Source organism: Bradyrhizobium sp. McL0615, from assembly GCF_049993905.1.
Lineage (GTDB): Bacteria > Pseudomonadota > Alphaproteobacteria > Rhizobiales > Xanthobacteraceae > Bradyrhizobium.
Window position 1 is genome coordinate 736,895 of sequence record NZ_CP188254.1, and the last position, 21,936, is coordinate 758,830.

Genomic DNA, 21,936 nt, shown 5'->3' on the forward strand with positions numbered 1-21,936 from the left:
CCCTGCGAACGCAGGGACCCATACCGCGTGATCTATCGATGAAGCGTGGTGACTGACGCTCTGCGCGGCGGTGAGTTACTGAGCCGAGGCGTCTTCCCTCGTACCCATTACGCGAGCCACGGCGTATGGGTCCCTGCGTTCGCAGGGACGACGTTGTGTGTGTTGAACCAGCGCCGCCCGCTAACTCGCCGCCGCGTCCAATTGCGCCTTTGAACTCTGCGTTCCGCGCACCAATCTGCCTGGCCGCGCGCCGGTGGCTTTGCCGCCGCGTTGCGTCACCACGCCGGAGACGATGGTGGCCTCATAGCCGTCGACCTGCTGCATCAGGCGGCGACCGCCGACCGGCAGGTCGTAATGCACTTTCGGCGGATGGAGGTGCAGCCGGTCGTAATCGATGACGTTGACGTCGGCCTTGAAACCGGGCGCGATCACGCCGCGATCGTAGAGGCCGACTGACAGCGCGGTCTTGCGCGACTGCGCCGCCACCACGAACGGGATCGACAGTTTTTCGCCGCGGCTGCGGTCACGTGTCCAGTGCGTCAAAAGATAGGTCGGGAAGCTGGCGTCGCAGATGATGCCGCAATGCGCGCCGCCGTCCGAGAGGCCGGGCACGGCGCTGGGTTCGCGCAGCATCTCATGCACGGCATCGAGATTGCCGTCGGCATAATTGAGGAACGGCACATAGAGCATGCCGCGGCCCTCGTCCGTCAGCATTGCCTCGTAGGCGAGTTCTTCCGGCTGCCGGCCCTGGCGGCGGGCCTGCGGGCCGAGCGCATTTTCCGGCGGCTGCTCGTAATCAGGCGGATTACCAAGCAGATACATCTTGTCGTAATTCGGTCGGAAGAACAGCGGATCGTCGGTCGCAGTCGCCGTCTCGCTCAGGATGGCCGCGCGCACTTCGGCCCGGCGCAAATGCGTCAGCCGCTCAGCCAGCGGCAGTTTTGCGATCGCGCGATAGCTCGGATGGGTCTGGAACGGGTTGCGCGACAGTTCGAGCCCGAGCAGCAGTCCGACGGGACGCGCGGCGATCTGGGTCGTGATCGACAGGCCGCGGGCGGCGGCTTCATTGATGGTGTCCATGGTCTGACGCCAGCGCCGCGGCGCCTTGTCGGCCTGGGCTACGGAGAACGAGATCGGGCATTTGGTATTTTCAGCGACCCGCAGCATCATCGGCAGATCTTCATGCACGGTGCTTTGGTCGAGCACGAACTGCAGCACGCTGCGGCCGACGCCATGCATCGCAGCCGCAATCGCGGTCAATTCATCTTCGCCCGCTTTCAGCGTCGGCGTGTAGTCACCGGTCGAGGTGCGATGGTTCAGGGTGCGCGAGGTCGAAAAACCCAGTGCGCCTGATCGCACGGCGTCTCCGGCGAGCGCCGCCATCGCCTTGTTGTCCTCAGGCGTTGCGGGATCGCGTCGAGCGCCGCGCTCGCCCATCACGTAGACGCGCAAGGCCGCGTGCGGCAGTTGCGCGCCGATATCCATGTCGAAGTTCCGCTTCGACAGCCACTCCATGTAATCCGGAAAGCTTTCCCAGGCCCAGGGAATGCCGGCGCTCAGCACCGGCTCGGGAATGTCCTCGACGCCTTCCATCAACTGGATCAGCCTGAAATGATCGGCCGGGCGGCATGGCGCAAAACCGACACCGCAATTGCCCATGATCGCTGTCGTGACCCCGTTCTGCGAGGAGGGCGTGATGTCCTGGCTCCAGGTGACCTGGCCGTCATAATGGGTGTGGACATCGACAAAGCCGGGCGCGACTAGTTTGCCCTTGGCGTCGATTTCTTCCTTGCCCTTCGCGGAAACCTTGCCGACTTCGGTGATGCGGCCGCCGGAGATAGCCACATCGGCTTCGAACAATTCGCCACCCTTGCCATCGGCAACGGTACCGCCGCGGATCACGAGGTCGGGGGTCGAGGTCATGGCTTCCATCCCGTGTCTGATCTTGTTGCTGCATCATCCGATGTCCTCGGATGCAGTCAACCGCCGGGATTGAGGCTCAGGAATGCATTATGCCCTTGACCGGGCCGTCTGACCGGTCTTGCGGCTTGCGGTCGGTCACGAGCGCCAGCAGCACCGTCATGACCATGAAGGCGACGGAGGCGCCGAACACCCAATGCGGCATGTGCTGGTCCATGATCCAGCCGAACAACAATGGGCTGAGAATGCCGCTGAAATTGAAGCCGGTGGAGACGATGCCGAAGGCGCGGCCTGCCGCGCCCGGAGGTGCGGCGTTGCGCACCAGCATGTCGCGGGAAGGCGCGATCACGCCACCGAGGAACCCGGCCATACCCATCGCCGCGGTCAGCACAACGGACGGCAGCGTGGTCGTCGCAATCACCAGCATGATGACCGCGTTGATCCCGAAGCTGGCCGCGGCAACCTGCCCGTGGCGCTTGGTGCGGTCGGCCAAATAGCCGCCAGCCAGCACGCCGGCGGCACTTGCGCCGAGAAACGCCGTCAGCGCGATATTGGCGGCCGAGAAGGTCGCGCCATAGCCGCTCATCAGCGCGACGACGCCGAAATTGCTGATGCCCGCATTGGAGAGGCCGAGCAGCATGAAGAAGAACGTCAGCATGATGATCGCGGGCGTGATGACGCTTTGCTTCGGAGTAGCGGCGCCGTCTTGCTTGCGATCAGCCGAGCTGGCATCGGGAATGCCTGCGACCATCAATGCCAGCGCAACCGCGGGACCGACCGCGCCGGCCACGATCAGGGCACCGAGGCCTCCGACCGATGCGACGAGCGCGGCCATGATCGCGGGCGCCACCGCGCCGCCGAGGAAGCCCGCAAAGGTGTGAATCGAAAACGCGCGGCCCATCCGCGCTTCATCCATATGCGTCGACAGAATCGCATAATCGCACGGGTGATAGACGCTGTTGGCCAGCCCAAGCAACGCGGCGCAAACGATCAGCGAGACGTAGCTCAGATGCAGGCCGAGCATGATCAGCGCCAGGCCGCCGACAGTGAGGCCGATCAGCAGCACTTTTCGCGCGCCGATATGGTCGGCGAGATAGCCGATCGGCGCCTGCGTCAGGCCGGAGACGACGCCGAATATGGTCAGCGCAAAACCGAGCTCGATATAGCCGACGCCGAGTTGTTCTTTAAGGAACGGAAACAGCATCGGCAGCACGAAGAGATGGAAATGGCTGACCCAATGGGCGACCGAAATCGCAGCCAGCGTACGCAGCGAGGTATCCGTCCTGGATTGTTGCGGTGCGGCTAGAATGTCGACCATGTCAGCTCAAAAATCCCGTAGTCTTTACGGCCCGGCAGGGCGCAGGTGAAAATAGTGGCTAGACGTTATTTGTCCATGAATAGAGCTGCATGGCTGCCCCTGCGGAGGGCAGGACCGCGCAAAATGCGTCATTGGATCGGGGAAGATAAAGGTGCGCCGGCACGGCAATGATCGGACATGGTCCCCTAAAACCGCTCCGCGTGCTTGTTTCCGAGGGTTCCAGCACCTCGGCCCGCGAGGCCATCACGCTTCTTGGCTTGTCGGGCCATCACGCCGAGTTCTGCGATCCCTCGCCCTGGTGCCTAGCGCGGTTCTCGTGGCTGGTCGGGAAATTTCACCGCTGCCCCGGACTGCGGGATGACCCTGCCGGCTATCTGGCCTACATCGAGCAGCGGCTGGCCGACGAGAAATTCGATGTGTTGCTGCCGACGCATGAGCAGGGATTTTTGTTTGCCCGGGCGAAGCCGCGCATCGAAGGCCGTGCCGGTCTCGCGCTGCCAAGCTTCGAGAGCTATCGCACCGCGCACAGCAAGGCGGGATTCAGCCGGCTGCTTGATCGGTTGGGACTGCCGCAGCCACCGACGCAGATCGTGAGGTCGGCGCAGCAATTGCGTGAGGCCGTCCGATTTCCTGCCGTCGTCAAGACTTCGGTCGGCACCGCAAGCCACGGCATCTGGTTCATACGCAGCGCCGCCGATCTCGAAGGCGCGCTGCACGATCTCGGCGCCGCCGCATTCGCCGATGAGGTCCTCTTGCAAGATCTTGTTGCGGGCACGACCGAGAAGGCGCAGTCGGTGTTTTGCCGCGGCCAGATGATCGGCTTTCATGCCTATCGGCAGGTGATGCCCGGCGTGGGCGGCGGCGAAGCGATCAAGCAGAGCGTGAAGCGGCCTGTCGTTCGCGCGCATCCCGAAAAGGTCGGACAGGCGCTCGATTGGCACGGTGCGCTGTCGATCGACTACATCATGCCTGATGATGGCGGCGCGCCGTTGCTGATCGATTGCAATCCGCGCCTGGTCGAGCCTTTCAACGCATATCGCTCCGGCGTCGATCTGGTCAGGTTCCTGCTTCTGATCTCGCAGGGCGCGACGCCGGCGGCGTTGCCCGAGGGACGCGAGGGTGTGCTCACGCGTCTGGCGGTGCAGGCGCTGCTCGGATGCGCGGCGGGCGGCGGCACGCGCCGCGATATTGCCAGGGAATGCGTTCGCCTGTTTGCGAAGCGCGAGCCTTATGCCGGCAGTACCGAAGAACTCACGCCGGTGCGATCAGACTGGATCAGCGCGGTGCCGCTTGCGGTGACGGCGGCATTGCTGCTGGCTTCGCCGAAGTCGGCGATCAAACTTGCGCGCAGCGGTTTTGGTGCACACCTGCTCGATCTGACGAGCATTCGTGCGATTGAGGGTTTGGAGTCGTAGGGTGGGCAAAGGCGCGAAGCGACGTGCCCACCATCGATCCTCAACCGCGATACCGATGGTGGGCACGCTTCGCCTTGCCCACCCTACGAGTTGTGTGCCCCACTACAACGGCTCATCATCATTGCCGTGGCTGTCGCGCTTCGGCGTGGCGATGTCGCCGTCCTCGTACTCTTCATCCTCGACCGGCGCGCGCTCCGGCTTCTTCGGTTTGTCGTTCGCCGGTTTTGGAGGCTGGTTTTTCCTGCCGGTTCCGCCCATGTGATACCTTCTTCGTCGGATGAATCGACGTTGCTCTGCATGCCGATTCGGAGTATCCGCATGATCTCAATCAGATCGAGTTTGGCCGGCATGTTAGCGCCGGTCACAAGAACTTTCCTGCCCTTTTTGCGGCGCTCAGTCCAAAAGGGCTTTCACACGGAGCCAGCATGAAAAAGCCCCGCCCTGCGGCGGAAGAACCGCAGCCGCGCAAAATCATCCGCGCTGACAAGGCACCGACCACCGGCTACTCGCTGGTGGTGGACGGTCATTTCAAATCGCATCACGAAACGGTCGAGGCCGCCGAAGAGGCGGGCATGGCCTTGAAGAACAAGTTTCAGATGCTTCAGGTGCAGGTCTACGACGCCGAGAACAAGACCCGTTCGATGATCGATTGGCCGGGACCGGCGTAACGCTGCCGATATCTGACTTTGCTTTCGTCATGGCCGGGACATCGCGCGCGACGACGCGCTTCGCACGCGGGGATGATGAGACACCTGTAAGAGTCCTGTCTTGAGAGTCCCGCCTCAGGTTCGCCGTCCACCGTTCAGCTGGCTCGCCAGCCAGTCGGACAACGCCACCGGCTTCTCGTTCGACCGCTTGGTGCCGGCGGAGGCCTTCTTTGCGGCTTTCGCGGCAGGAGCACGCTGCGGCTCGGTTGCCTCGCGCGCGAGCCGCAACGCCTTCAGCTTGGCCATATTGTCGAGAACAGCCTTGGTGCTGGCGTCGCGTTCGGCCTTGCCGGACCTCGCGTCTTGCGCCGCCCTTGCCACTTTGTCGGCGCGTGCCTGGGCGCGATCACGATCCTCTTTCGTCATTTCAGCTCAGCCTTTTTTCGCGGCCTTGGTCTTGGCCTTGCTTTTGACCGCCGGTTCCGGTGGGTTTTCACGGTCGGCTGCTTCCTTCGCCAGACGCAGAGCGCGCAGCTTCTCGGTCCGCTTCCGGATCGCGACATCGGCGGCCGCGATCTCGGCCATCGCCTTGATGCCTTCGACTTCCTGGGTGCGCTTGCGGTTCAGCCTGATTTCCTTCAGTTCCGCGGCGCTCTTCGGCTCATCGTCCATGTCATACCTCTGAAATCACGACAGATATCGTCGAGCGGCTTTGGGGCGGTTTACCACGGATCGGGGCCCTGAGGATGTTATTTTCGGTCGAAAAAGCCCCACTTTCTTGTCAAATCAGCCTTCTTGGTGAAGGGCCGCTTCGTCGTCGGCCTCGTCTGGGGCCGCAGAATCCAAGCTCACAAGCCAGGCGGTCAGCGCCGCCGACGCATGTCCCTGCGACCGCATCTGCCGCAATGCGATGCGGACGCTGATCCGGCCGTGGCGGTCGCCGGCCATCGCTGTGGGCGGCTCGCCGGCTAGCACCGCATCGACCACCCGCCGCTTGGTCGCAAGGGCCGCGGGATCGCCGCAGGCGGCCATCATTCGCTGAAAGGCATTATGGTGCGTTGCGTCGAACGGCCGGGCACCACCCAGCCCGTTCCGCGCCGGATGCGGCGGATAGAGATGCGCGCAGGGAATCCACCCCTGAGGCACCGGTTCGGTCGCCGGATGGGTTCGCCGGCTTTGCAGCAGCCGTGGCAGCACGTGCGTGTGCGGTCCCTCCGGGCTCTTGCCCGACGGCGGCGGGATCGGCTGATAGACCTCGATGCGGCCGAGCCGGCTGACGAAGACGCGGTGCGGGTTGGCTGCGAGGATCATTGCCATGGCAGGATTGCCGGGCTCGAACAGGCTGCGGCCGGTATGTTCGCGTAGCCGCGCGGCGAGCCCGTGATCGCCGATGCGGACACAGAAATCCGCCTGCAGCGCGCCGAGACCGAGATCGAACAGGATGTCTTCGCGATCTTCCTCGCGCGGCGCCTGACGATCGGGGCCGATCTCCGTCAGCGCGACGCGCTGGTTCATGGCGCAATCATCGCGCGGCAGGCAAAGCGCGATCCGCTGATTCCATCCGGTTTTGGTAATGCCCTCCGACGCGAAGGGGCGGATAGCGGGATCAGGTTTGAGGGCAATGCCGCCGCGCGTCGTCACCGCCGAAACGGCTTTCGCCGACTGCACGAGCCGCACCGGCTCGTCGGGGGCGCGTGAAAATTCGGCGATGGCGCCGAAGGTGCCGAGGCTCCATTGCGTATCGGGGTTGGATATTTCCCGCTGCAAGAGATCGATGGCTGCGGCGGTCATCGCGGCCCGCGAAATGGAAGCGATTCAGGCATGAAAAAGCATTCTCCCCGGCAATGCCAGGGAGAATACCGTCTTGTCAGGTCAGGACAAGCCGGCCGGTCGAAGGCCGAACCGGCTATTGCGGTCAGAATGTCGCGCCGGCCCTCACCATGTAGGTGCGTCCGGGCAGCGGATAGGCCGCGAAGCGGCCGGGCGTGAACGAACTGGCGATGGCGTAGTCGTAGTACTGCGCATCGAACAGGTTGTTGGCGCTGATCGACCAGAAAAAGCGATCGTAGGCGCCGCTCAGTTTCAGATCGACGGTTGCACTCGCTGGAATGCGGCCTTGAGTGTTCGCCTGATCATTATCCATGATGCGTTCGCTCCAGGCGCGCACCGTAGCATCGAATACCAGGTAGTTCTGCCAGATGTTCCAGGTCACGCCGCCGCTCGCGGTGTAGTGCGACACCAGCGGCACATCCTTGCCTTCGAACTCCCCTTCGCGAAACACGGCGCGGGTATAGGCGATGCCGCCGCGAAGCAGCACGGTGTCGCTGACGCGGAGCGACGCGCTGGTCTCCGAGCCGTAACGCCGGGTCGGATCGAGGTTGACGTTGTAGAACAGCGCCGGGATGAAATGGATCTCATTCTCAAGATCCATGCCGTAGATGCTCGATTGCATCTGGAACGCGCCGGCCTTGACGCGGAAGCCGCCCTCGATGTCGTGCGAGGTCTGGGTCTTCAGCTTGAAATCCTGGGGCGGTCCCGGGAAGGGCGCAAACGGCAGCAAGGGTCCGGAGGCCACGCGTTCCTCGACATTCGGCGTGCGGAACGCGCGCGCGGCGCGGCCGAATACCGAGAACACGTCGTTGAAACGATGTTCGAGACCCACATGCAACGCGTAGTTGGTCTCGCTGCTGTCGAGCGGGAGCGCCTGGCTTTCGAAACCGAAGATGCCGGGTGCGGTGAGATTCAGACGATCACGCGCGCTGAGCCACGTGTTCTGAACCCGGGCGCCATAGGAGAAGTCGGTGGTCGGCAATAGCCCGACCGTGTGTTGCCAGTATCCGGCCAGCGATTGCTGCGACAGGTCGTAGACGTGAATCGGCTGCGCGCCCTTGAACAGCGGCCGGTCTGAGTTGAAGGCAGCATCGTAATAATCGATGCCGGTCAGGATCTGCGACGGCACGCCGAACAGGGAATTCTTGATGCTGAGGCGCGGCGTGATCGACCAGGTCTGCAGGTGGCTGTCGACATAGTTGAAGGGAATGGTCGGCAGCGTGCCGAAGAAACCGCCCTGCGATTTCTTGTCACGCACACCCCCATCCACGATCAGGTCGACGCCGTCGATGATGGTCTTGGTGAAGCCGGCGGTCGCGCTGGCGCCCTGCTGGTTGCCATAGTCGAACGGCGTGTTGGTGCCTTGGCGGTTGGTGACGAGCTGGTTGAGCCCGATCGAGGGATCGACCGTCCGACCGCCGGGGAAGCCGAGCTTCTGGTCGTCGCCGGTGACGGTGAGGAATGCCTTGAGGTCGGGCGTCGTGTAGTTGAGGTTGCCGACGCCGTTCTTCTGGTCCAGCGCGTTGTTGTCGCGATAACCGTCGGACTTGATGGCGTTGCCGTAGAACGAGGTCGACCACGGACCGTAATTGGTCGCTGCCGATACATTTGCGAGGCGCGTGTTTAACGAGCCGACACCGGCCTCGGCCCGCATCGACACCGGCGGGCCGCCGACCCCGCTTTTCAGAACGATATTGATAACGCCACCGATCGCGTTGTCGCCGTAGAGCACCGCGCCGCTGTTGCCGCGCGTGATCTCGATGCGCTCGATCGACTGAAGCGGAATGGTCGACAGATCGACCTGCGCCATGTCGACGTCGTTGAGCCGGCGGCCGTTGACCAGGATCAGGGTATTCGAGGTCGCAAAGGCGCCGAAGCCGCGCAGGTCGACGGAAGTCCGCGCGCCATTTGCCGTAATGCCGTACAGCGTGGTGAGCTGCACGCCGGGTACCTGCGCCAGAATGTCAGGCAGATTGTACGAGGGCGAATGGGCAATGTCCTGCGCCGTGATCACAGTCGAAGACGCGCCGACGATGCCGTTGAATTGTCGCACGCCGGTGCCTGTTCCGCCGGCCTCAGCCGTACCCGGACTTGTGCCATCGGAGGCTCCGGTGCCAGCACCACGCTCCGGTCGCGCTGTCCGCGCCGAACGAGTCGTGGTGCCGCTACCGTCATTGTCGAGCGGCCGGGCGCGGGTCTTGTTCGGATCGGTGGGGGAGGTGACCTCGATCGGCGGCAATTGCTCGGATGACGTCTGCTGCGCCTGCGCGTCGGAAATGCCAAGCGATACGAAGGGCACCAGGAAACTGGAAGTGAGCCAGAAGCGGCGCTGCCGCGTGGCGGTAGTGGAAGACATGGACTTAACCTCGGTATGACGTCAGTGGCACGTCACAGCGAACCAAGTCTCACCATCCCGCTTGCGCGAACCCAGTGAAGCTAATGCCTGTACTCCCCGACCGACATCTTCGCGTGTGACCACGGCTGACGGCAGGTCTCCTGGCTCGCGGGTCGCTACCCTTCGTCGCCTTCCCAGGACCGAGATTCCCAGTGGCGTATGACGAAGGATTCGCCGCTTACAGTTGCGGGGGCAGCCGCGGAATTGGGGGACTTCCCCGCACCGCATTCCCTTTTGATCCCCAAACGGGAACCGTCAGGAACTATGGTAGAAGTTTGGCAAAGTTCGAGTCAATCCGCCTTGGGCGCGCTTGCGATCCTCACTGGACGAGTGCGCTATTTTTGCCGCATGAGCACCGCCGCTTGAGCTCCTGTACCGGAGCGGGCAAAACTGCTTTAGGACGATCGATGAGTGTCGAGACTGTTGCCATAACCAACGAGGATGCCGCGCGCCGCAGGATCGGGGCTGTGGCGGCGCTTTCTGTCCTTGTTGTGCTGCTGATGCTGATCTCGCTCGGCATCGGGCCGGTGCGGTTGTCGCCGCTTTCGGTGGCGGAGGCCCTGTTCGGCGGCGGCAGCGACGTGTCGCAGGTGATCGTGCGGGAAATCCGCCTGCCGCGCACGCTGCTGGCGCTGGCGATCGGCGCCATCCTCGGGCTATCAGGCGCATCGCTGCAAGGCCTGCTGCGCAACCCGCTGGCCTCGCCCTCGCTGTTCGGCGCGCCGCAATCAGCCGCGTTCGGCGCGGTGCTGGTGATCGCGCTGGGGCTGGCCGACGTGCGCTCCTACGCACTGCCGGTTGCAGCGATCTGTGCCGCGTTCGTATCCGTGTTCGCGCTGCTGTCTATTGCGGGACGCAATGCGGGGCTTTTGATCCTCATTCTCTCAGGCCTTGCGATTTCGAGCTTTGCGGGGGCCGCCACCGCGCTGGTGATGAACCTCTCCAGCAATCCCTTCGTGGTGCTGGAGATCGCGTTCTGGCTGCTCGGCTCGCTGGAGGACCGCAGCTTTCAGCATGTCATGCTGGCATTTCCCTTCATCATTGCCGGCGCGATCATGCTGTTCAGCCAGCGCCATGCCTTTCGCGCGCTGAGCCTCGGCGAGGAAACCGCGCAAAGCCTCGGCGTCGATGTCGGACGGTTGCGGCTGTTCGTCATTTCGGGCGTGGCGCTCGGCGTCGGCGGCGCGGTTGCTGTCACCGGCACCATCGGCTTCATCGGGCTGGTTGCGCCGCATCTGATGCGCCCCTTGATCGGCCATGATCCGGGGAGGCTTTTGCTGCCAAGCGCGCTCGCCGGTTCCGCGCTGCTGCTGGCAGCCGATATCGCGGTGCGCATCATTCCCTCGACATCGGACATCAAGGTCGGCGTGCTGACCTCGATCATCGGCGTACCGTTCTTCCTCTATCTGATCATGCGCGAGCGCCGCGCGCTCGGCGGAGGCGTCGCATGAGCGAGCAAGCGCTTCTGACCGCAAAGGGGCTCGGCGTGCGGCTCGCCGGCCGCGTCGTGCTGAAAGAGGTCTCGCTGGCGCTGTCGCCGGGACACCTGGTGGCGCTGGTCGGACCGAACGGCGCCGGCAAGACCACGCTGTTGCGGGCGCTGGCGGGATTGATCCCGTCCGAAGGCGAGATCGAGGTCGGCGGCCAGAGGCTGTCGTCGCTGCCGCTGCGCGAGCGGGCAAAGCGCTTCGGCTACCTGCCGCAGGGGCACGTGGTGCACTGGCCACTGCCGGCGCGCGATATCGTGGCGCTCGGCCGCTATCCGCATGGCGCCACCGATCCGGCGCGGTTGTCGCCCAGAGATGTGGAGGCGGTGTTGCGAGCGATGCAGGCGGTCGACGTCATCGAGTTCAGCGATCGCCGCGTCACCGAATTGTCCGGCGGCGAGCGCAGCCGCGTCGCGCTGGCGCGCGCGTTGGCGGTGGAGGCGCCGGTCATCCTGGCTGACGAGCCGACCGCCTCGCTCGACCCGCGACACCAGATCGACGTCATGAAGAATCTGCGCGCAACCGCCGACAAGGGCGTGCTCGTCATCGTCGTGACCCACGATCTCGGGCTCGCGGCGCGGTTTGCTGACCATGTCCTGGTGCTGCGCGAAGGCCGGCTGGTGTCACAGGGCGCGCCGGCAGAGGCACTGTCCGAGCAGGTGATGGCTGACGTGTTCAGGATATCGGCCTATCGCGCGGAATTCCAGCGCGAGGCGGTCATCGTGCCGTGGGCGGATATCTGATGCGACGGCGGCTGGCATTTTGGGCCGCGATGATGGTGCTTGCGTTGCCGGGCAGCGGCGCATCGGCTGCCAATCTGCCGCGCCTGGTGTCGATGAATGTCTGCACCGACCAATTGGTGCTGGCGCTGGCCGACCCCGAACAGATTCTTGGATTGAGCCGGTTTTCGCGAGACGGCTGGCAATCGCAGGCGGGCGACATCAGCCGTTATCCCGTGCTGTCGGGAGGCGCTGAGGACGTGTTGCTGATCCGGCCCGACATCGTCGTCGCCAGCGCGTTTGACAAGCGCTCGACGCGGGAGCTGTTGAAGGCCAAGGGACTTCATCTTGCCGAACTCGCCGTGCCGCAAACCCTCGACGAAGCGCGGCAGCAGATCCGCGAAGCCGGCGACATCACCGGACATCCCGATCGCGCGGCTGCGGAAATCGCGCGGCTCGATGCGGCGCTGGCGCGCGCCCGCCGCGCGGTCTCGGAACAGCATTATCGCGTGCTGCCATTGTCGCGGCGCGGCTGGGTCGCAGGCAGCGACAGCTTTGTCGATTCGCTACTCCGCGAAACCGGCCTGCGCAGCGCGGCCGGCGATCTCGGTTTCGCCTTCGGCGGATTTGCCTCGCTGGAGGCGATCGTGAATCTGCGGCCGGACTTCATCGTGGTTTCGCAGGCCGGCGACAGGGCGAAGGACGACGGCCAGGCGTTCCTGCTGCATCCGGCGCTGGAGCGCTTCTATCCGCCGGAAAAGCGCATCGTGGTTCCGGAACGTATGACCGAGTGCGGTGGCGTGCTGCTGGCGGATGCGCTGGATGCGCTGGCGGCGGAGGTGAAGCGGGTGGGGCGGTGAGGCCTTCGTAGGGTGGGCAAAGCGAAGCGTGCCCACCATCTGGCGGCGTGCTCGGTGATGGATGGTGGGCACGTCGCTTCGCTCCTTTGCCCACCCTACGGATCAACCGTGGACCACCGGACCGCCCACCTTCTTCCACGCATCGATACCGCCTTCGATATGCGCCGTATTGGCCAGCCCCGCGCTCTTCGCGGCGGCCACCGCCATCGCGGAGCGTTCGCCGAAGGCGCAGAAGAACACCACGCGGCGGCCGGTGGCGGCGGCGACTTCGCGCAGCATGCCGCCGGGCTTCAGGCTCTCGGCGATACCGGGATAGGGCGCATGCAGCGCGCCCGAGATCGTGCCGTGCTTGGCGCGTTCGCTGGTCTCGCGCAAATCGACCAGCAGGATATCGGGCCGGCCGAGGCTCTTGATCGCATCAAGGGCGGAAAGCGCGAGTCCTTGCTTGGCAAGCTCCTCCTGATGCAGGCCGACATGCATGTTGGCGGGCACCGCCACGTCCATCATCTTCGGGTTCGGCAGTTTTAGATTGGCCATCAGCTCGATATATTCGTCGACCGAGCGCACCTGCAGCCGAGGATTGTAGCGCCGCTCCTCGCCGATGGTGGATACCGTATCGCCCTTGTAGTCGTGAGCGGGGAACACCATGGTTTCGTCGGGCAATTTCAGCAGCCGGTTGAAGATCGATTCATACTGCGCGCGCGAGGAGCCGTTCTGGAAATCGGTGCGGCCGGTGCCGCGGATCAGCAGCGTGTCGCCGGTGAAGACGCGGTCGCCCATCAGGTAAGAGTAGGAATCGTCGGTGTGGCCTGGCGTGTACATCACGTCGAGGCTTAAGCCCTCGATCGTCACCTTGTCGCCGTCGGATACCCGCATCGACACCACGTCGGCTTTGCTCTGCTCGCCCATGATGGTGATGCACTGGGTGCGGTCGCGCAATTCGCCCAGCCCCGTAACGTGGTCGGCGTGCAGATGGGTGTCGACCGCCTTCACCAGCCGCAGGTCCAGTTCGCGTAGCAGCTGGCAGTAACGGTCGGCCTTCTCCAGCACGGGATCGAGGATCAACGCCTCGCCGCCCGCGCGGCTCGCCAGCAGGTAGCTGTAGGTGCCCGAAACGCTGTCGAAAAGCTGACGAAAGATCATGCTTGCTGCCGCGCTCTCACTGAGTCTCGGCAGGATATTATTCTAGTTTTATGGTCTTCTCAAACAACTTTCATCTACATGAAGTAACCTTCCTGAGAGATTTTACTCCCGAAGGCTGCCCCGTCATTGCGAGCGGAGCGAAGCAATCCATGCCGCAGCGAAGGGATAGATGGATTGCTTTGCTCCGCTCGAAATCACGCTGAAGCAGTCTGGCGACCCGCCTAGTTCACAACGGTCACGGCCTCACCAGTGTATATCCGTTCTCGGTCAGAAACAGAATCTGCGCCACGCCGACCTGCACCGGCGTCGCCGCCGCGATGAACTCCGGCCGCTTGCCGCTCTCGCGTTCGAGCGTGTCGACGGTGTTGAGGCAGATGTCGAAACGCGCACCCTGTGCCACCAGGCTCTCGACCATCTTGCGGTTGGGATTTTCCGGGCGCAGCAGCTCGATGCCGGGGCCGAACGCCACGACCTCGATCGCGACCTTGTCGGGATCGTAATGCTTCATCAAATTGCTGGCGACGCTCAGCACGAGGCCTTGCTTGCGCGGATCATTGTCGGAGAGTTGCAGCACGATCTTGTGTTCGGCGAACGGCTTGTCCTGCAGCGGCACCTGCTGGGCGCGAGCGTCCGGAGCGGCGGCAGCGATCAGCAGCGCCGCAATCGTCACCCGAATGATGGTCGAAAAGCCGCTCATCCCTGTCCCGCAATGCCCGGATTGTCTTCCACGCCCTTCAGCGTCACGCCCGGCGCCGCTCGGTTGGGCGGCTTGCCCGACCGCAAATGTTTGGCGACCACGTCCCAGATCGGCGCGCCGGTCTGCTCGTTGACCGAGGCCCAGCCCGCCACCTTGTAGCGCTTGCGGGCTTCCAGCGCGTGGCCGTTGTCGAACTTGAGTTCGGAAATCCGCTTGCCCACGGTCTCGTTCGGACTGCAGGTGTAGGCGAGACCGCCGACGCGGACCATGTCGCCGCCCTGCTGGTAATAGGGATCGGTGTTGAAGAGATTATCGCAGATGTCTTCCAGCACGTCCTTGATCTGGCCACCGGTCATGGTCTGGACATAGGTTTCGGGATAGGTGACGGCGGTCTGCGCCATCACGTCCTCCATCGTCAACGGCTGGCCCGCCAGCGCCGTGGTGCCCCAGCGAAAACCCGGTGACAGCGCGATCTCGGTATTCAACTCTTCGCGCAATGCGTCGCAGATCAGTTGGTCCATCGTGCCGCTGAAATTGCCGCGGCGGTAGAGCAGGCGGTCGGCGGCGGCGATCTTTTCGTCCAGCGCCGCCGCATACGGCGCGCGTATCTTGTCGATCAGCGCCTGCATCGCCGGATCGGGCTTCAGCAACTCCGAAAATACCGGCAGCAGCCGGTAGCGCACATTAGCGACCTTGCCCTTGGCGAGTTCGAGATCGAGCACAGCCAGAAACTTGCCGTTCGAGCCGGCATTGGTGACCAGCGTGACGCCGCCCGGATTGGTCACCGCAACCGGCTGCGGCACGGCGTCATGGGTATGGCCGCCGAGAATGACGTCAATGCCGGTGACGCGGCTGGCGAGCTTGAGGTCGACGTCCATACCGTTATGCGAAAGCAGAATGACGGCATCGACCTTGTCGGTGTTGCGATGGACATCGACGAGTTTTTGTAGCTCTTCGTCGCGGATGCCGAATTTCCAGTCCGGCGTAAAACGCTTCGGGTGCGCGATCGGCACGTAGGGAAACGCCTGCCCGATCACGGCAACGCGATGCCCGCCGATCTCCTTGATGACGGATGGCTTGAAGACGCGACCCGATGCCGGGTCGAACGCCTTGGCGTCGTTGAAGGCGGCTTCTTCGGTGAGAAATACGTTCTGCGCCAGGAACTCGCCCTTGAAACGTTCGAGGTTGGCGCGCAGCGCCTTCTCGCCATAGGTGAATTCCCAATGGCCGGTCATCGCCTCGATGCCGAGCAGGTTGGCGGCATCGACCATGTCGGCGCCCTGCAGCGTATTGGAAAGGCCGGTGCCCTGCCAGAGATCGCCGCCGTCGAGCAGTAACGCGCGCCCGCTGCCGGCCTCGCTGCGCAGCCGGTCGACCAATGTCTTCAGATGCGCAAAACCGCCGAGCTTGCCGAATCTTCCGGCGGCCTTCTCGAACTCGATGCAGGTGAAAGCATAGGCGTCGGCGCTGTCGGGGCGGATGCCGAAACGGTCGAGGAAGGCGCGTGCGACCAGATGCGGCGGATTGCCCCGCATCGAGCCGACGCCGAGATTGACGCTCGGCTCACGGAAAAACACCGGCCGAAGCTGCGCATGGGTATCGGTGATGTGCAGGATGCGCGCATTGCCGAAGCGTTCGAGATCGTAGACGCCTGCATTACTGTCGGCGGCCTGCGCGCCAACGCGCGGCAGGGTGCCGGACAGGGTGGCGGCGCCCGCTAGCGTCAGAAAATCGCGGCGGCGGATGGTCATGCGGGTCTCCGCGCGTCGTTGTGGCTTCAGCGTATTTCCAATTCCTTCCAGCGGGTCTTCTCGCTGGTGGCCTGGAAGATCGAAGCCTTGGCCAGCGCCTCGGCTTCCTTGGCCGACGCGGTGGCCTTGTCGAAATCGCCGGCCTCGGCCGACTTCTTCGCTGCCGCCAGCGTTGCGGCCGTGGTGGTCCATTGGTTGCGCAAGCTGCCGGCCTCCTTGTTGGCGGCTTCAGCGGCAGCGTACGCCGCCTTGAAGTCGTCCTCGGAGCCTGCGGCGAGCGCAGGCACCGCACCTGCAGCAACCAGCGCCAGTACCAATGCGGATTTCTGCATCATGTTCCTCACGGCCGCGCTCCCGGACCCGAAATCGGCAGTCCGTTGCTGACATAGGACAGATAATATTCGACGTTGCGATATTCATCGTCCTGAGGGCTCAGCGGCACGCCGCGGATCTGGCTGTTGCAGGTGGTGAAACGGCGGCTGGTCGTGCCCATGCCGCTCCATTCGGAGCGATAGATCGGCATCGCGTTGACGATGCCGAGCGCGGGCGCCAGGATTTCGGCGCGGATGCGCTCGCCCGGGCTCTGCACATGGCAGGTGGCGCAGGAGAAATTGAGCTGGCCGCGCCGCGTGTAGAAATATTCCTTGCCGTTCTCGTAGGCCGCGAGCGCGCGTGGATCATCGGGGATCTTGATGTCCATCGGCTTGCCGCGCGAGGTGAAGGCCATGTAGGCGGTCAGCGCCGCCATTTCGTCCCTGACATAGGAATACGGCGCTTCGCCATTGGCCTCGCGGCAGCGGTTCAACGCCAACTCAAGCGTAATGACCTTGCCTTCCTTCTCGTCGAAGGTGGGATAATTCTGGCGAACGCCGATGCCGCCATTGGCGAAGCAGTCGGCATAGGTCTTGCCGTTCTTGAACGGCTTGGAGAACATTTCCTTGCCCATTTCGAGCGAGAACTCGTAAGGGGGAAATTGCTCTTTCTCCTGCCACTGCCGGTACAGGTCCTCGTTCATCGAATACGGACCGTTGACGAAATCCTCCAGCTTCACCTTGGGGAATTTGTCGGTGAAGAATTTCCTGAACGCCTTGGCGTCGGCGACGGGATCGACCTTGTCAGCAGCGTCCGAGGGCAGCGTGCTCGCAAGCGTCAACGCCGCGAGCGCAAGGGCTGCGGAAGCCAGAGTGATCGCGGATCGCAGCTTCATTGGATCTTCGCCGTGGTGGTGTCGGTCGCACCCTTGTTGTCGACCCAGCTGATCTTCAAGTCATCGCCCTTCTTGCCGCCCTTGAAGGCGAACTTGACGTAAGGGTCCTTGGAAACGCCGCCGCCCCAGTCGGCCGTGAACACGTTCTTGCCGTCATACTCGAAGGTCAGCTGCTGGATGAAATGCGCAGGAATGATCTCGCCCTTGGCGTCCTTGACGAAGCCGGAATCCATCGGGTGCTGGATCAGCGCCTGCACCTCGGTGGTCTCGCCGCTCGAAGTGGCGCGCACGCGAATGGTCGATGCCATCTGAATTCTCCTAGTCTATTTATTAGCGCATGATCTTGTCGAAAAACCGGTACCCGCCTGTCATGCGCGCTGCCCGTTAGCCGCCGCAACCTCCGACGGTGACTTTGACTTCCTTGTTGGCGCTGTAGAGCTTGCCGCCGGCTTCCACCACCACGATCACGTTGCTGGTTTTCGCCATCTTGATGCGGTTGGCAACGTTTGGAAGCGTGCCGGCCGGAATCTTGTAGGACGCCACCAGCGCGACCGGATTTTCGCTGACCAGGAACGAGATCGAGGTCACGTCCGCAAGCGTCGTCGTCACCGATATCGGAACCACGGCGCCGTTCTCCGCGATCTCGGGCGCATCCATCTTGACCTTGTCCGAAGGCTCTGCCGTCTTGCCGTAGAGCGCCTTGATCGCATCGGCCTCGCTCTTGGCCTTGAACGCCTCGTCCGGATACTTGTCGTTGGCTGCGGCGAGCGCCGGCGTCAGGAAGGGAAGATTGCCGAGGCCCAGGAGCGCGACCGCGCCTGCACCCTGCAGGATCAGCCGCCGCGTGGACGAAAATCCGACGTCAGTCATATGCATCGTCTCCTAAAGCGTGCGCGTGCACGTCACAGCCTTAAATCTCTCGTTCTTGCGTCACAGCGTCTGCAGGAAATCCACCACCGCGTTGATTTCCTTTTCGGTCAGGATCCGGTTGCGTCCGAACGGAGGCATCACGGTCAGCGGATTGCGCAGGGTTTCATCGTTGAGAATGGCGACCAGATCCTCACGCTTGGGATACTTGCTCTTGATGTCGACCAGCTCGGGCCCGATCGTGCCGGGCAGGTCACCGCCCTTGATGACATGGCAGGTCAGGCAATTGCCCTTGCCGCGGTCGAACGCGAGCTTGCGGCCTTCGTCCGCCGCGGACTGCGCCTGCGCGGCGCCGATGGAAGCGAAAGCGCCGATCGCCAGCGCCAGCGTGAACGCCGGGAGCTTCGCGGATTTCGTCAGGGAATGATCGGTCACAGGCGTTTCCGTCGTTTCTATTTCGGTTGCATCGTGTCGAGCGGTCCGGTCGTGCGTGGCGTCAGGTTCCGCCCCTCCGCCGTCGACGATATCCTGACATCGGCGGCGTTGACGCAATCGTTCATGCAAGGAGCTGCCATCGTATCGGGGCGCGGATCGGTCCAGATGAAATTGTCGCGATTGGGCATTTTGACTTTCGGCAAGCTGTTGCGATCGGCAACGAAATCACTGGGAACGAGGTCGTTCAGGCTCAGAATATAGGCGGTCAAAGCATAAACGTCATCCGCTGACAATGTGTGCGGCGCAGGCATCGGCATGGCGCGGTTAATATAGTCCCATAGGGTCGGGGCAAACGGCCAGTAGCTGCCCACCGTCGGCTCCGGGCGCTCGTCCCGGAGCGATCCGATGCCTCCCACCAGCTTGGGAAAGCGGCCTTCGCCTTCGCCAAAAGTTCCATGACAGGCGGCGCATTGCTCGGCGTAAACGTCGGCGCCCCTGTCAACCGTGCCCTTGCCCGGCGGCAGGCCTGCGCCGTCCTCGCCGCGCACGTCGATGTCCCAGCCGGCGATCTGCGCCGGCGCAGCTACGCGGCCGTAACCGAACGAGCCGGGCTCCGCCGCGCTTGCGAGGCTTCCCGCCGCAAGCACGATCGCCACGACGGTCGAGCAAATCTTACGCGAGCTGTACATTGAAGACGCTTCCGTCAGGCTTGACCTGCCAGGTCTGGATCGAATTGTTGTGATAGACCGAGTTCGAGCCGCGCTGCTTTCGCAACTCCGAAATTGTCGGCTGCACGTAACCGGTCTCGTCGATGACGCGGGAAGCAACCAGCGCCGGGCGGCCGTCCCAGCGCCAGGGCAGAGTGAATTTTGTCAACGCCTTCGACAGCACCGGCTCGTGCAGCCGCGCGCTCTGCCAGCTGACGCCGCCGTCCATGGAGACGTCGACACGCCTGACCTTGCCGTTGCCGGTCCAGGCCAGTCCCCTGATCTCATAAGGGCCAGGTCCATCGAGCGGCTTTTCCGGACAGGGAAAGGTGATGACGGATTTGGCGTCGATCAGCCAGGTGAAGCCGCGCGAGGTGCCGTCCGGCATCAGGTCTGTGTATTTCGAGGTTTCCTCGCGCGAATGCCATGGCTTGTCGCCGAGCTTGATCCGCCGCAGCCATTTGATGTTGACGTTGCCTTCCCAGCCCGGCACCACCAGCCGCAGCGGATAGCCCTGTTCGGGCCGCAGCGCCTCGCCGTTCTGCGCGTACACCACGAGGCAATCGTCGAGACATTTGTCGAGCGGCAGGCTGCGGTTCATATGCGCGCCGTCGGCGCCTTCGACCATCGCCCACTTCGCTTCTTTCTTGACGCCTGTCTCCTCCAACAGCGTCGACAGCCTGACGCCGGTCCATTCGGCGCAACTGACCATGCCATGGCTGAACTGCAGCGAGTTCATCTGCGCGGCGCGCCAGTTCATGCCGCCATTGGCGGGGCATTCGATGAAATGGATGCGCGTGACCTGCGGGAAGCGCAGGATGTCCTTCAGGGTCAGCAGCAGCGGGCGCTCGACCAGCCCATGGATCATGAGCTTGTGCTGCGCCGGATCGATGTCGGGCCGTCCCGCGTGGTGGCGCTCGAAGAACAGTCCATTGGGGGTGATGATGCCGTGCAGGTCCTGCAACGGCGAAAAGCTCACGGACGACTCCGCGCTGGCGGTGAGCCAGGGCACGTTGCGCCGGATCACGGAGGCCTCGGTATCCGCAGGCCGGCCATAAGGCCGGTCGACCACGCCCGCGCCGATCGATTGCGACCAGGGGGCGTCGGCGGGGGGAGCCTCGGGCGCGGGGTCGGCGATTACGGTTTTGCCGCCGAGGGCAAGACTGCCGGTCAGTGCCGCGCCGAGGGTGAGGAAGCCGCGTCGCCCCAAAGGCACGTCCGCACCAGTGGGACCGGAGGGAATAGCTTTGCTGCGTAACGGGTTATGCCGCACGTTTTCTTCCCTTCGCGGCCACATCGCCGCATCATTTCTTGCTTTTTTGAACCGGTATCGGCCTTTGCTAATTTAGTCAATGCTAAAGAAGGGCCGGGACGCTAGGATGTGATGTGTGCTTCGCAGGCACGGAAGACCATCCCGGATTTGACGTCATGAGAGCAGCCGCGGCGGCAGCCAAAGAGACACCATTCGCCCCCGGCGCCGACGATGCGGCGGCGCTGAAGAAATTGGCGAAGCAGGCCGGCGAAGCAGCCCAGCTGCTGAAAATGCTCGCAAATGAAAAGCGTTTGCTGATCCTCTGCTTTCTGGCCGTCCGCGGCGAGATGACGGTCGGGGAACTGGTCGGCATCGTCAAGCTGAGCCAGTCCGCATTGTCGCAGCATCTGGCGAAATTGCGTGCTGATGGTTTGGTCGAATTCCGGCGGACGTCGCAGACGCTGCATTACCGGGTTGCCGACCCGCGCGCCCTGCGCCTCCTGGAAGTGCTGAAGGAAATGTACTGCGGCGAGTTGAAGTGAAGCGCCGCATCCACATGTTCAGGGGCCACGGCGATTTTTGCGCGAGGCTGACATGGCGGAATATGTGGTGGAATTCGGCAAGGATGGACGGCCGGTCGAACCGGACGGCCGGCTCGATGCAGCGGCGTTCCACCGCAACCATGAGCCGATCTGGGCGGTGCTGCAGAAATTCATCGCCGGCAAATCGGGTGACGTCGTCGAAGTCGGAAGCGGCACCGGCCAGCATGTCGTGCATTTTGCAAAACATACGCCCGACGTCATTTGGTGGCCCAGCGATCTCAACGAGAACCACCTGAAAAGCATCGAGGCGTGGCGTGCGTATTCAGCCCTGCCGAACATCCGTCAGCCGCTGCGGATCGATCTCACCAATCCGGCCTGGTGTCCGGCAATGCATGACGGCAGCGGTCCGGCGGAACTGCTCGCCGTGTTCTGCGCCAACGTGATTCACATCGCGCCGTGGCGGGTCGCCGAGGGCCTGTTCGCCGGCGCAGGTCGCTATCTACGCAGCGACGGGCGCTTGTATCTCTACGGCCCATTCAAGCGCGAGGGCAAGCACACTGCGATGAGCAATGCCGTGTTCGACACCAGTCTGCGCGAGCAGGATGCCGAATGGGGCGTACGCGACATCGCCGATCTCGAGAAGCTCGCCGCTGGCGTCGGTCTTGCCTTGATCGAAACCCTGCCAATGCCCGCCAACAACATGATTCTCGTGTTCGGGCGATCGGACGTGCCGGCGTAGCGTCT

At 63.6% G+C, this 21,936-nt stretch carries 24 protein-coding genes and 1 riboswitch; of the genes, 7 read left to right on the forward strand and 17 right to left on the reverse strand.

The features are described 5' to 3' along the window. Window positions 1-180: 180 nt before the first annotated feature. Both ACPPVP_RS03355 and ACPPVP_RS03360 read right to left on the reverse strand, forming a co-directional pair. Window positions 181-1,923, reverse strand: a complete 1,743-nt coding sequence (locus ACPPVP_RS03355; protein WP_426531286.1) for an N-acyl-D-amino-acid deacylase family protein — start codon at window positions 1,921-1,923, stop codon at window positions 181-183. Window positions 1,924-1,999: 76 nt separating this feature from the next. Continuing rightward, entirely contained in the window at window positions 2,000-3,238 is a 1,239-nt protein-coding gene (locus ACPPVP_RS03360) for an MFS transporter (RefSeq protein ID WP_426531288.1), read from the reverse strand. 200 nt (window positions 3,239-3,438) lie between these two features. Between ACPPVP_RS03360 and ACPPVP_RS03365 the strand changes: the two genes are divergently transcribed. Beyond that, window positions 3,439-4,653 carry a hypothetical protein gene (locus ACPPVP_RS03365; protein WP_426531290.1) on the forward strand — a complete coding sequence of 405 codons (1,215 nt, stop codon included), beginning with the start codon at window positions 3,439-3,441 and terminating at the stop codon, window positions 4,651-4,653. Window positions 4,654-4,755: 102 nt separating this feature from the next. Here ACPPVP_RS03365 and ACPPVP_RS03370 read toward each other — a convergent pair whose 3' ends face one another. After that, window positions 4,756-4,911 (reverse strand): hypothetical protein, encoded by a 156-nt coding sequence (locus ACPPVP_RS03370; RefSeq protein WP_426531292.1) that lies wholly within the window; start codon window positions 4,909-4,911, stop codon window positions 4,756-4,758. Window positions 4,912-5,078: 167 nt separating this feature from the next. Here ACPPVP_RS03370 and ACPPVP_RS03375 point away from each other — a divergent pair, with 167 nt between their 5' ends. Further along, window positions 5,079-5,321 carry a hypothetical protein gene (locus ACPPVP_RS03375; RefSeq protein ID WP_426531294.1) on the forward strand — a complete coding sequence of 81 codons (243 nt, stop codon included), beginning with the start codon at window positions 5,079-5,081 and terminating at the stop codon, window positions 5,319-5,321. 114 nt (window positions 5,322-5,435) lie between these two features. Here the strand turns inward: ACPPVP_RS03375 and ACPPVP_RS03380 are convergent, their stop codons facing one another. From ACPPVP_RS03380 to ACPPVP_RS03395, 4 genes are all read right to left on the reverse strand, one after another. After that, window positions 5,436-5,726, reverse strand: coding sequence for a hypothetical protein (locus ACPPVP_RS03380; protein ID WP_426531296.1), 291 nt, complete (start codon window positions 5,724-5,726; stop codon window positions 5,436-5,438). A gap of 6 nt (window positions 5,727-5,732) precedes the next feature. Further along, complete coding sequence (locus ACPPVP_RS03385; RefSeq protein ID WP_426531298.1) at window positions 5,733-5,972, reverse strand: transcriptional regulator; 240 nt, start codon at window positions 5,970-5,972, stop codon at window positions 5,733-5,735. Between the two features lie 114 nt (window positions 5,973-6,086). After that, entirely contained in the window at window positions 6,087-7,091 is a 1,005-nt protein-coding gene (locus tag ACPPVP_RS03390; RefSeq protein WP_426531300.1) for a DUF6925 family protein, read from the reverse strand. A gap of 124 nt (window positions 7,092-7,215) precedes the next feature. After that, window positions 7,216-9,486 (reverse strand): TonB-dependent receptor, encoded by a 2,271-nt coding sequence (locus tag ACPPVP_RS03395; RefSeq protein WP_426531302.1) that lies wholly within the window; start codon window positions 9,484-9,486, stop codon window positions 7,216-7,218. A gap of 113 nt (window positions 9,487-9,599) precedes the next feature. Next, a riboswitch (cobalamin riboswitch) is annotated at window positions 9,600-9,797 on the reverse strand. A gap of 135 nt (window positions 9,798-9,932) precedes the next feature. Between ACPPVP_RS03395 and ACPPVP_RS03400 the strand changes: the two genes are divergently transcribed. From ACPPVP_RS03400 to ACPPVP_RS03410, 3 genes are read left to right on the forward strand one after another with little or no spacing between them, the layout of a single operon-like run. After that, a complete protein-coding gene (locus ACPPVP_RS03400) occupies window positions 9,933-10,976 on the forward strand; it encodes a FecCD family ABC transporter permease (protein ID WP_426531304.1) in 1,044 nt (347 codons plus the stop codon). Beyond that, window positions 10,973-11,755, forward strand: coding sequence for an ABC transporter ATP-binding protein (locus tag ACPPVP_RS03405; RefSeq protein ID WP_426531306.1), 783 nt, complete (start codon window positions 10,973-10,975; stop codon window positions 11,753-11,755). Before ACPPVP_RS03400 ends, ACPPVP_RS03405 begins: the two co-directional genes overlap by 4 nt. Beyond that, complete coding sequence (locus ACPPVP_RS03410; protein WP_426531308.1) at window positions 11,755-12,591, forward strand: ABC transporter substrate-binding protein; 837 nt, start codon at window positions 11,755-11,757, stop codon at window positions 12,589-12,591. Before ACPPVP_RS03405 ends, ACPPVP_RS03410 begins: the two co-directional genes overlap by 1 nt. 102 nt (window positions 12,592-12,693) lie before the next feature. Here the strand turns inward: ACPPVP_RS03410 and ACPPVP_RS03415 are convergent, their stop codons facing one another. The 10 genes from ACPPVP_RS03415 to soxC form a co-directional block, all read right to left on the reverse strand. After that, window positions 12,694-13,734, reverse strand: a complete 1,041-nt coding sequence (locus tag ACPPVP_RS03415; protein WP_426531310.1) for an MBL fold metallo-hydrolase — start codon at window positions 13,732-13,734, stop codon at window positions 12,694-12,696. Between the two features lie 235 nt (window positions 13,735-13,969). Continuing rightward, window positions 13,970-14,431, reverse strand: a complete 462-nt coding sequence (locus ACPPVP_RS03420; protein WP_426531312.1) for a hypothetical protein — start codon at window positions 14,429-14,431, stop codon at window positions 13,970-13,972. Continuing rightward, a complete protein-coding gene (gene soxB / locus ACPPVP_RS03425) occupies window positions 14,428-16,182 on the reverse strand; it encodes a thiosulfohydrolase SoxB (RefSeq protein WP_426531314.1) in 1,755 nt (584 codons plus the stop codon). The genes ACPPVP_RS03420 and soxB overlap by 4 nt, the downstream gene beginning before the upstream one ends. A 26-nt stretch (window positions 16,183-16,208) precedes the next feature. Then, on the reverse strand, window positions 16,209-16,514 hold the full coding sequence (locus ACPPVP_RS03430) for a hypothetical protein (RefSeq protein WP_426537635.1): 306 nt from the start codon (window positions 16,512-16,514) through the stop codon (window positions 16,209-16,211). Window positions 16,515-16,522: 8 nt separating this feature from the next. After that, window positions 16,523-17,389: a sulfur oxidation c-type cytochrome SoxA gene (gene soxA / locus ACPPVP_RS03435; RefSeq protein ID WP_426531316.1), complete on the reverse strand. Its 867-nt coding sequence runs from the start codon at window positions 17,387-17,389 to the stop codon at window positions 16,523-16,525. Beyond that, entirely contained in the window at window positions 17,386-17,697 is a 312-nt protein-coding gene (soxZ, locus tag ACPPVP_RS03440; RefSeq protein WP_426531318.1) for a thiosulfate oxidation carrier complex protein SoxZ, read from the reverse strand. The genes soxA and soxZ overlap by 4 nt, the downstream gene beginning before the upstream one ends. Window positions 17,698-17,773: 76 nt before the next feature. Further along, the gene (gene soxY, locus ACPPVP_RS03445; protein ID WP_426531320.1) at window positions 17,774-18,259 is read right to left on the reverse strand and encodes a thiosulfate oxidation carrier protein SoxY; all 486 of its coding nucleotides are present in this window, start codon (window positions 18,257-18,259) and stop codon (window positions 17,774-17,776) included. A gap of 60 nt (window positions 18,260-18,319) precedes the next feature. Beyond that, window positions 18,320-18,643, reverse strand: coding sequence for a sulfur oxidation c-type cytochrome SoxX (gene soxX, locus ACPPVP_RS03450; protein WP_426537636.1), 324 nt, complete (start codon window positions 18,641-18,643; stop codon window positions 18,320-18,322). A gap of 65 nt (window positions 18,644-18,708) precedes the next feature. Next, window positions 18,709-19,380, reverse strand: a complete 672-nt coding sequence (locus ACPPVP_RS03455; RefSeq protein WP_426531322.1) for a c-type cytochrome — start codon at window positions 19,378-19,380, stop codon at window positions 18,709-18,711. Then, window positions 19,364-20,695, reverse strand: coding sequence for a sulfite dehydrogenase (gene soxC / locus ACPPVP_RS03460; protein WP_426531324.1), 1,332 nt, complete (start codon window positions 20,693-20,695; stop codon window positions 19,364-19,366). Before soxC ends, ACPPVP_RS03455 begins: the two co-directional genes overlap by 17 nt. A 131-nt stretch (window positions 20,696-20,826) precedes the next feature. On the opposite strand from soxC, the gene ACPPVP_RS03465 reads away from it, so the two are divergent. Together ACPPVP_RS03465 and ACPPVP_RS03470 are read left to right on the forward strand one after the other, a co-directional pair. Continuing rightward, entirely contained in the window at window positions 20,827-21,192 is a 366-nt protein-coding gene (locus ACPPVP_RS03465) for an ArsR/SmtB family transcription factor (RefSeq protein WP_426531326.1), read from the forward strand. A 52-nt stretch (window positions 21,193-21,244) separates the two neighbouring features. Then, entirely contained in the window at window positions 21,245-21,931 is a 687-nt protein-coding gene (locus ACPPVP_RS03470; protein ID WP_426531328.1) for a DUF938 domain-containing protein, read from the forward strand. Window positions 21,932-21,936 lie beyond the last annotated feature (5 nt).

What these genes read in the sequence shown, in the direction of transcription:
- ACPPVP_RS03355 (WP_426531286.1), bottom strand. Translation starts at nt 1,923, where the DNA reads ATGACCTCGACCCCCGACCTCGTGATCCGCGGCGGTACCGTTGCCGAT.
- ACPPVP_RS03360 (WP_426531288.1), bottom strand. Translation starts at nt 3,238, where the DNA reads ATGGTCGACATTCTAGCCGCACCGCAACAATCCAGGACGGATACCTCG.
- ACPPVP_RS03370 (WP_426531292.1), bottom strand. Translation starts at nt 4,911, where the DNA reads ATGGGCGGAACCGGCAGGAAAAACCAGCCTCCAAAACCGGCGAACGAC.
- ACPPVP_RS03375 (WP_426531294.1), top strand. Translation starts at nt 5,079, where the DNA reads ATGAAAAAGCCCCGCCCTGCGGCGGAAGAACCGCAGCCGCGCAAAATC.
- ACPPVP_RS03380 (WP_426531296.1), bottom strand. Translation starts at nt 5,726, where the DNA reads ATGACGAAAGAGGATCGTGATCGCGCCCAGGCACGCGCCGACAAAGTG.
- ACPPVP_RS03385 (WP_426531298.1), bottom strand. Translation starts at nt 5,972, where the DNA reads ATGGACGATGAGCCGAAGAGCGCCGCGGAACTGAAGGAAATCAGGCTG.
- ACPPVP_RS03390 (WP_426531300.1), bottom strand. Translation starts at nt 7,091, where the DNA reads ATGACCGCCGCAGCCATCGATCTCTTGCAGCGGGAAATATCCAACCCC.
- ACPPVP_RS03395 (WP_426531302.1), bottom strand. Translation starts at nt 9,486, where the DNA reads ATGTCTTCCACTACCGCCACGCGGCAGCGCCGCTTCTGGCTCACTTCC.
- ACPPVP_RS03400 (WP_426531304.1), top strand. Translation starts at nt 9,933, where the DNA reads ATGAGTGTCGAGACTGTTGCCATAACCAACGAGGATGCCGCGCGCCGC.
- ACPPVP_RS03405 (WP_426531306.1), top strand. Translation starts at nt 10,973, where the DNA reads ATGAGCGAGCAAGCGCTTCTGACCGCAAAGGGGCTCGGCGTGCGGCTC.
- ACPPVP_RS03410 (WP_426531308.1), top strand. Translation starts at nt 11,755, where the DNA reads ATGCGACGGCGGCTGGCATTTTGGGCCGCGATGATGGTGCTTGCGTTG.
- ACPPVP_RS03415 (WP_426531310.1), bottom strand. Translation starts at nt 13,734, where the DNA reads ATGATCTTTCGTCAGCTTTTCGACAGCGTTTCGGGCACCTACAGCTAC.
- ACPPVP_RS03420 (WP_426531312.1), bottom strand. Translation starts at nt 14,431, where the DNA reads ATGAGCGGCTTTTCGACCATCATTCGGGTGACGATTGCGGCGCTGCTG.
- soxB (WP_426531314.1), bottom strand. Translation starts at nt 16,182, where the DNA reads ATGACCATCCGCCGCCGCGATTTTCTGACGCTAGCGGGCGCCGCCACC.
- ACPPVP_RS03430 (WP_426537635.1), bottom strand. Translation starts at nt 16,514, where the DNA reads ATGCAGAAATCCGCATTGGTACTGGCGCTGGTTGCTGCAGGTGCGGTG.
- soxA (WP_426531316.1), bottom strand. Translation starts at nt 17,389, where the DNA reads ATGAAGCTGCGATCCGCGATCACTCTGGCTTCCGCAGCCCTTGCGCTC.
- soxZ (WP_426531318.1), bottom strand. Translation starts at nt 17,697, where the DNA reads ATGGCATCGACCATTCGCGTGCGCGCCACTTCGAGCGGCGAGACCACC.
- soxY (WP_426531320.1), bottom strand. Translation starts at nt 18,259, where the DNA reads ATGACTGACGTCGGATTTTCGTCCACGCGGCGGCTGATCCTGCAGGGT.
- ACPPVP_RS03455 (WP_426531322.1), bottom strand. Translation starts at nt 19,380, where the DNA reads ATGTACAGCTCGCGTAAGATTTGCTCGACCGTCGTGGCGATCGTGCTT.
- soxC (WP_426531324.1), bottom strand. Translation starts at nt 20,695, where the DNA reads ATGTGGCCGCGAAGGGAAGAAAACGTGCGGCATAACCCGTTACGCAGC.
- ACPPVP_RS03465 (WP_426531326.1), top strand. Translation starts at nt 20,827, where the DNA reads ATGAGAGCAGCCGCGGCGGCAGCCAAAGAGACACCATTCGCCCCCGGC.
- ACPPVP_RS03470 (WP_426531328.1), top strand. Translation starts at nt 21,245, where the DNA reads ATGGCGGAATATGTGGTGGAATTCGGCAAGGATGGACGGCCGGTCGAA.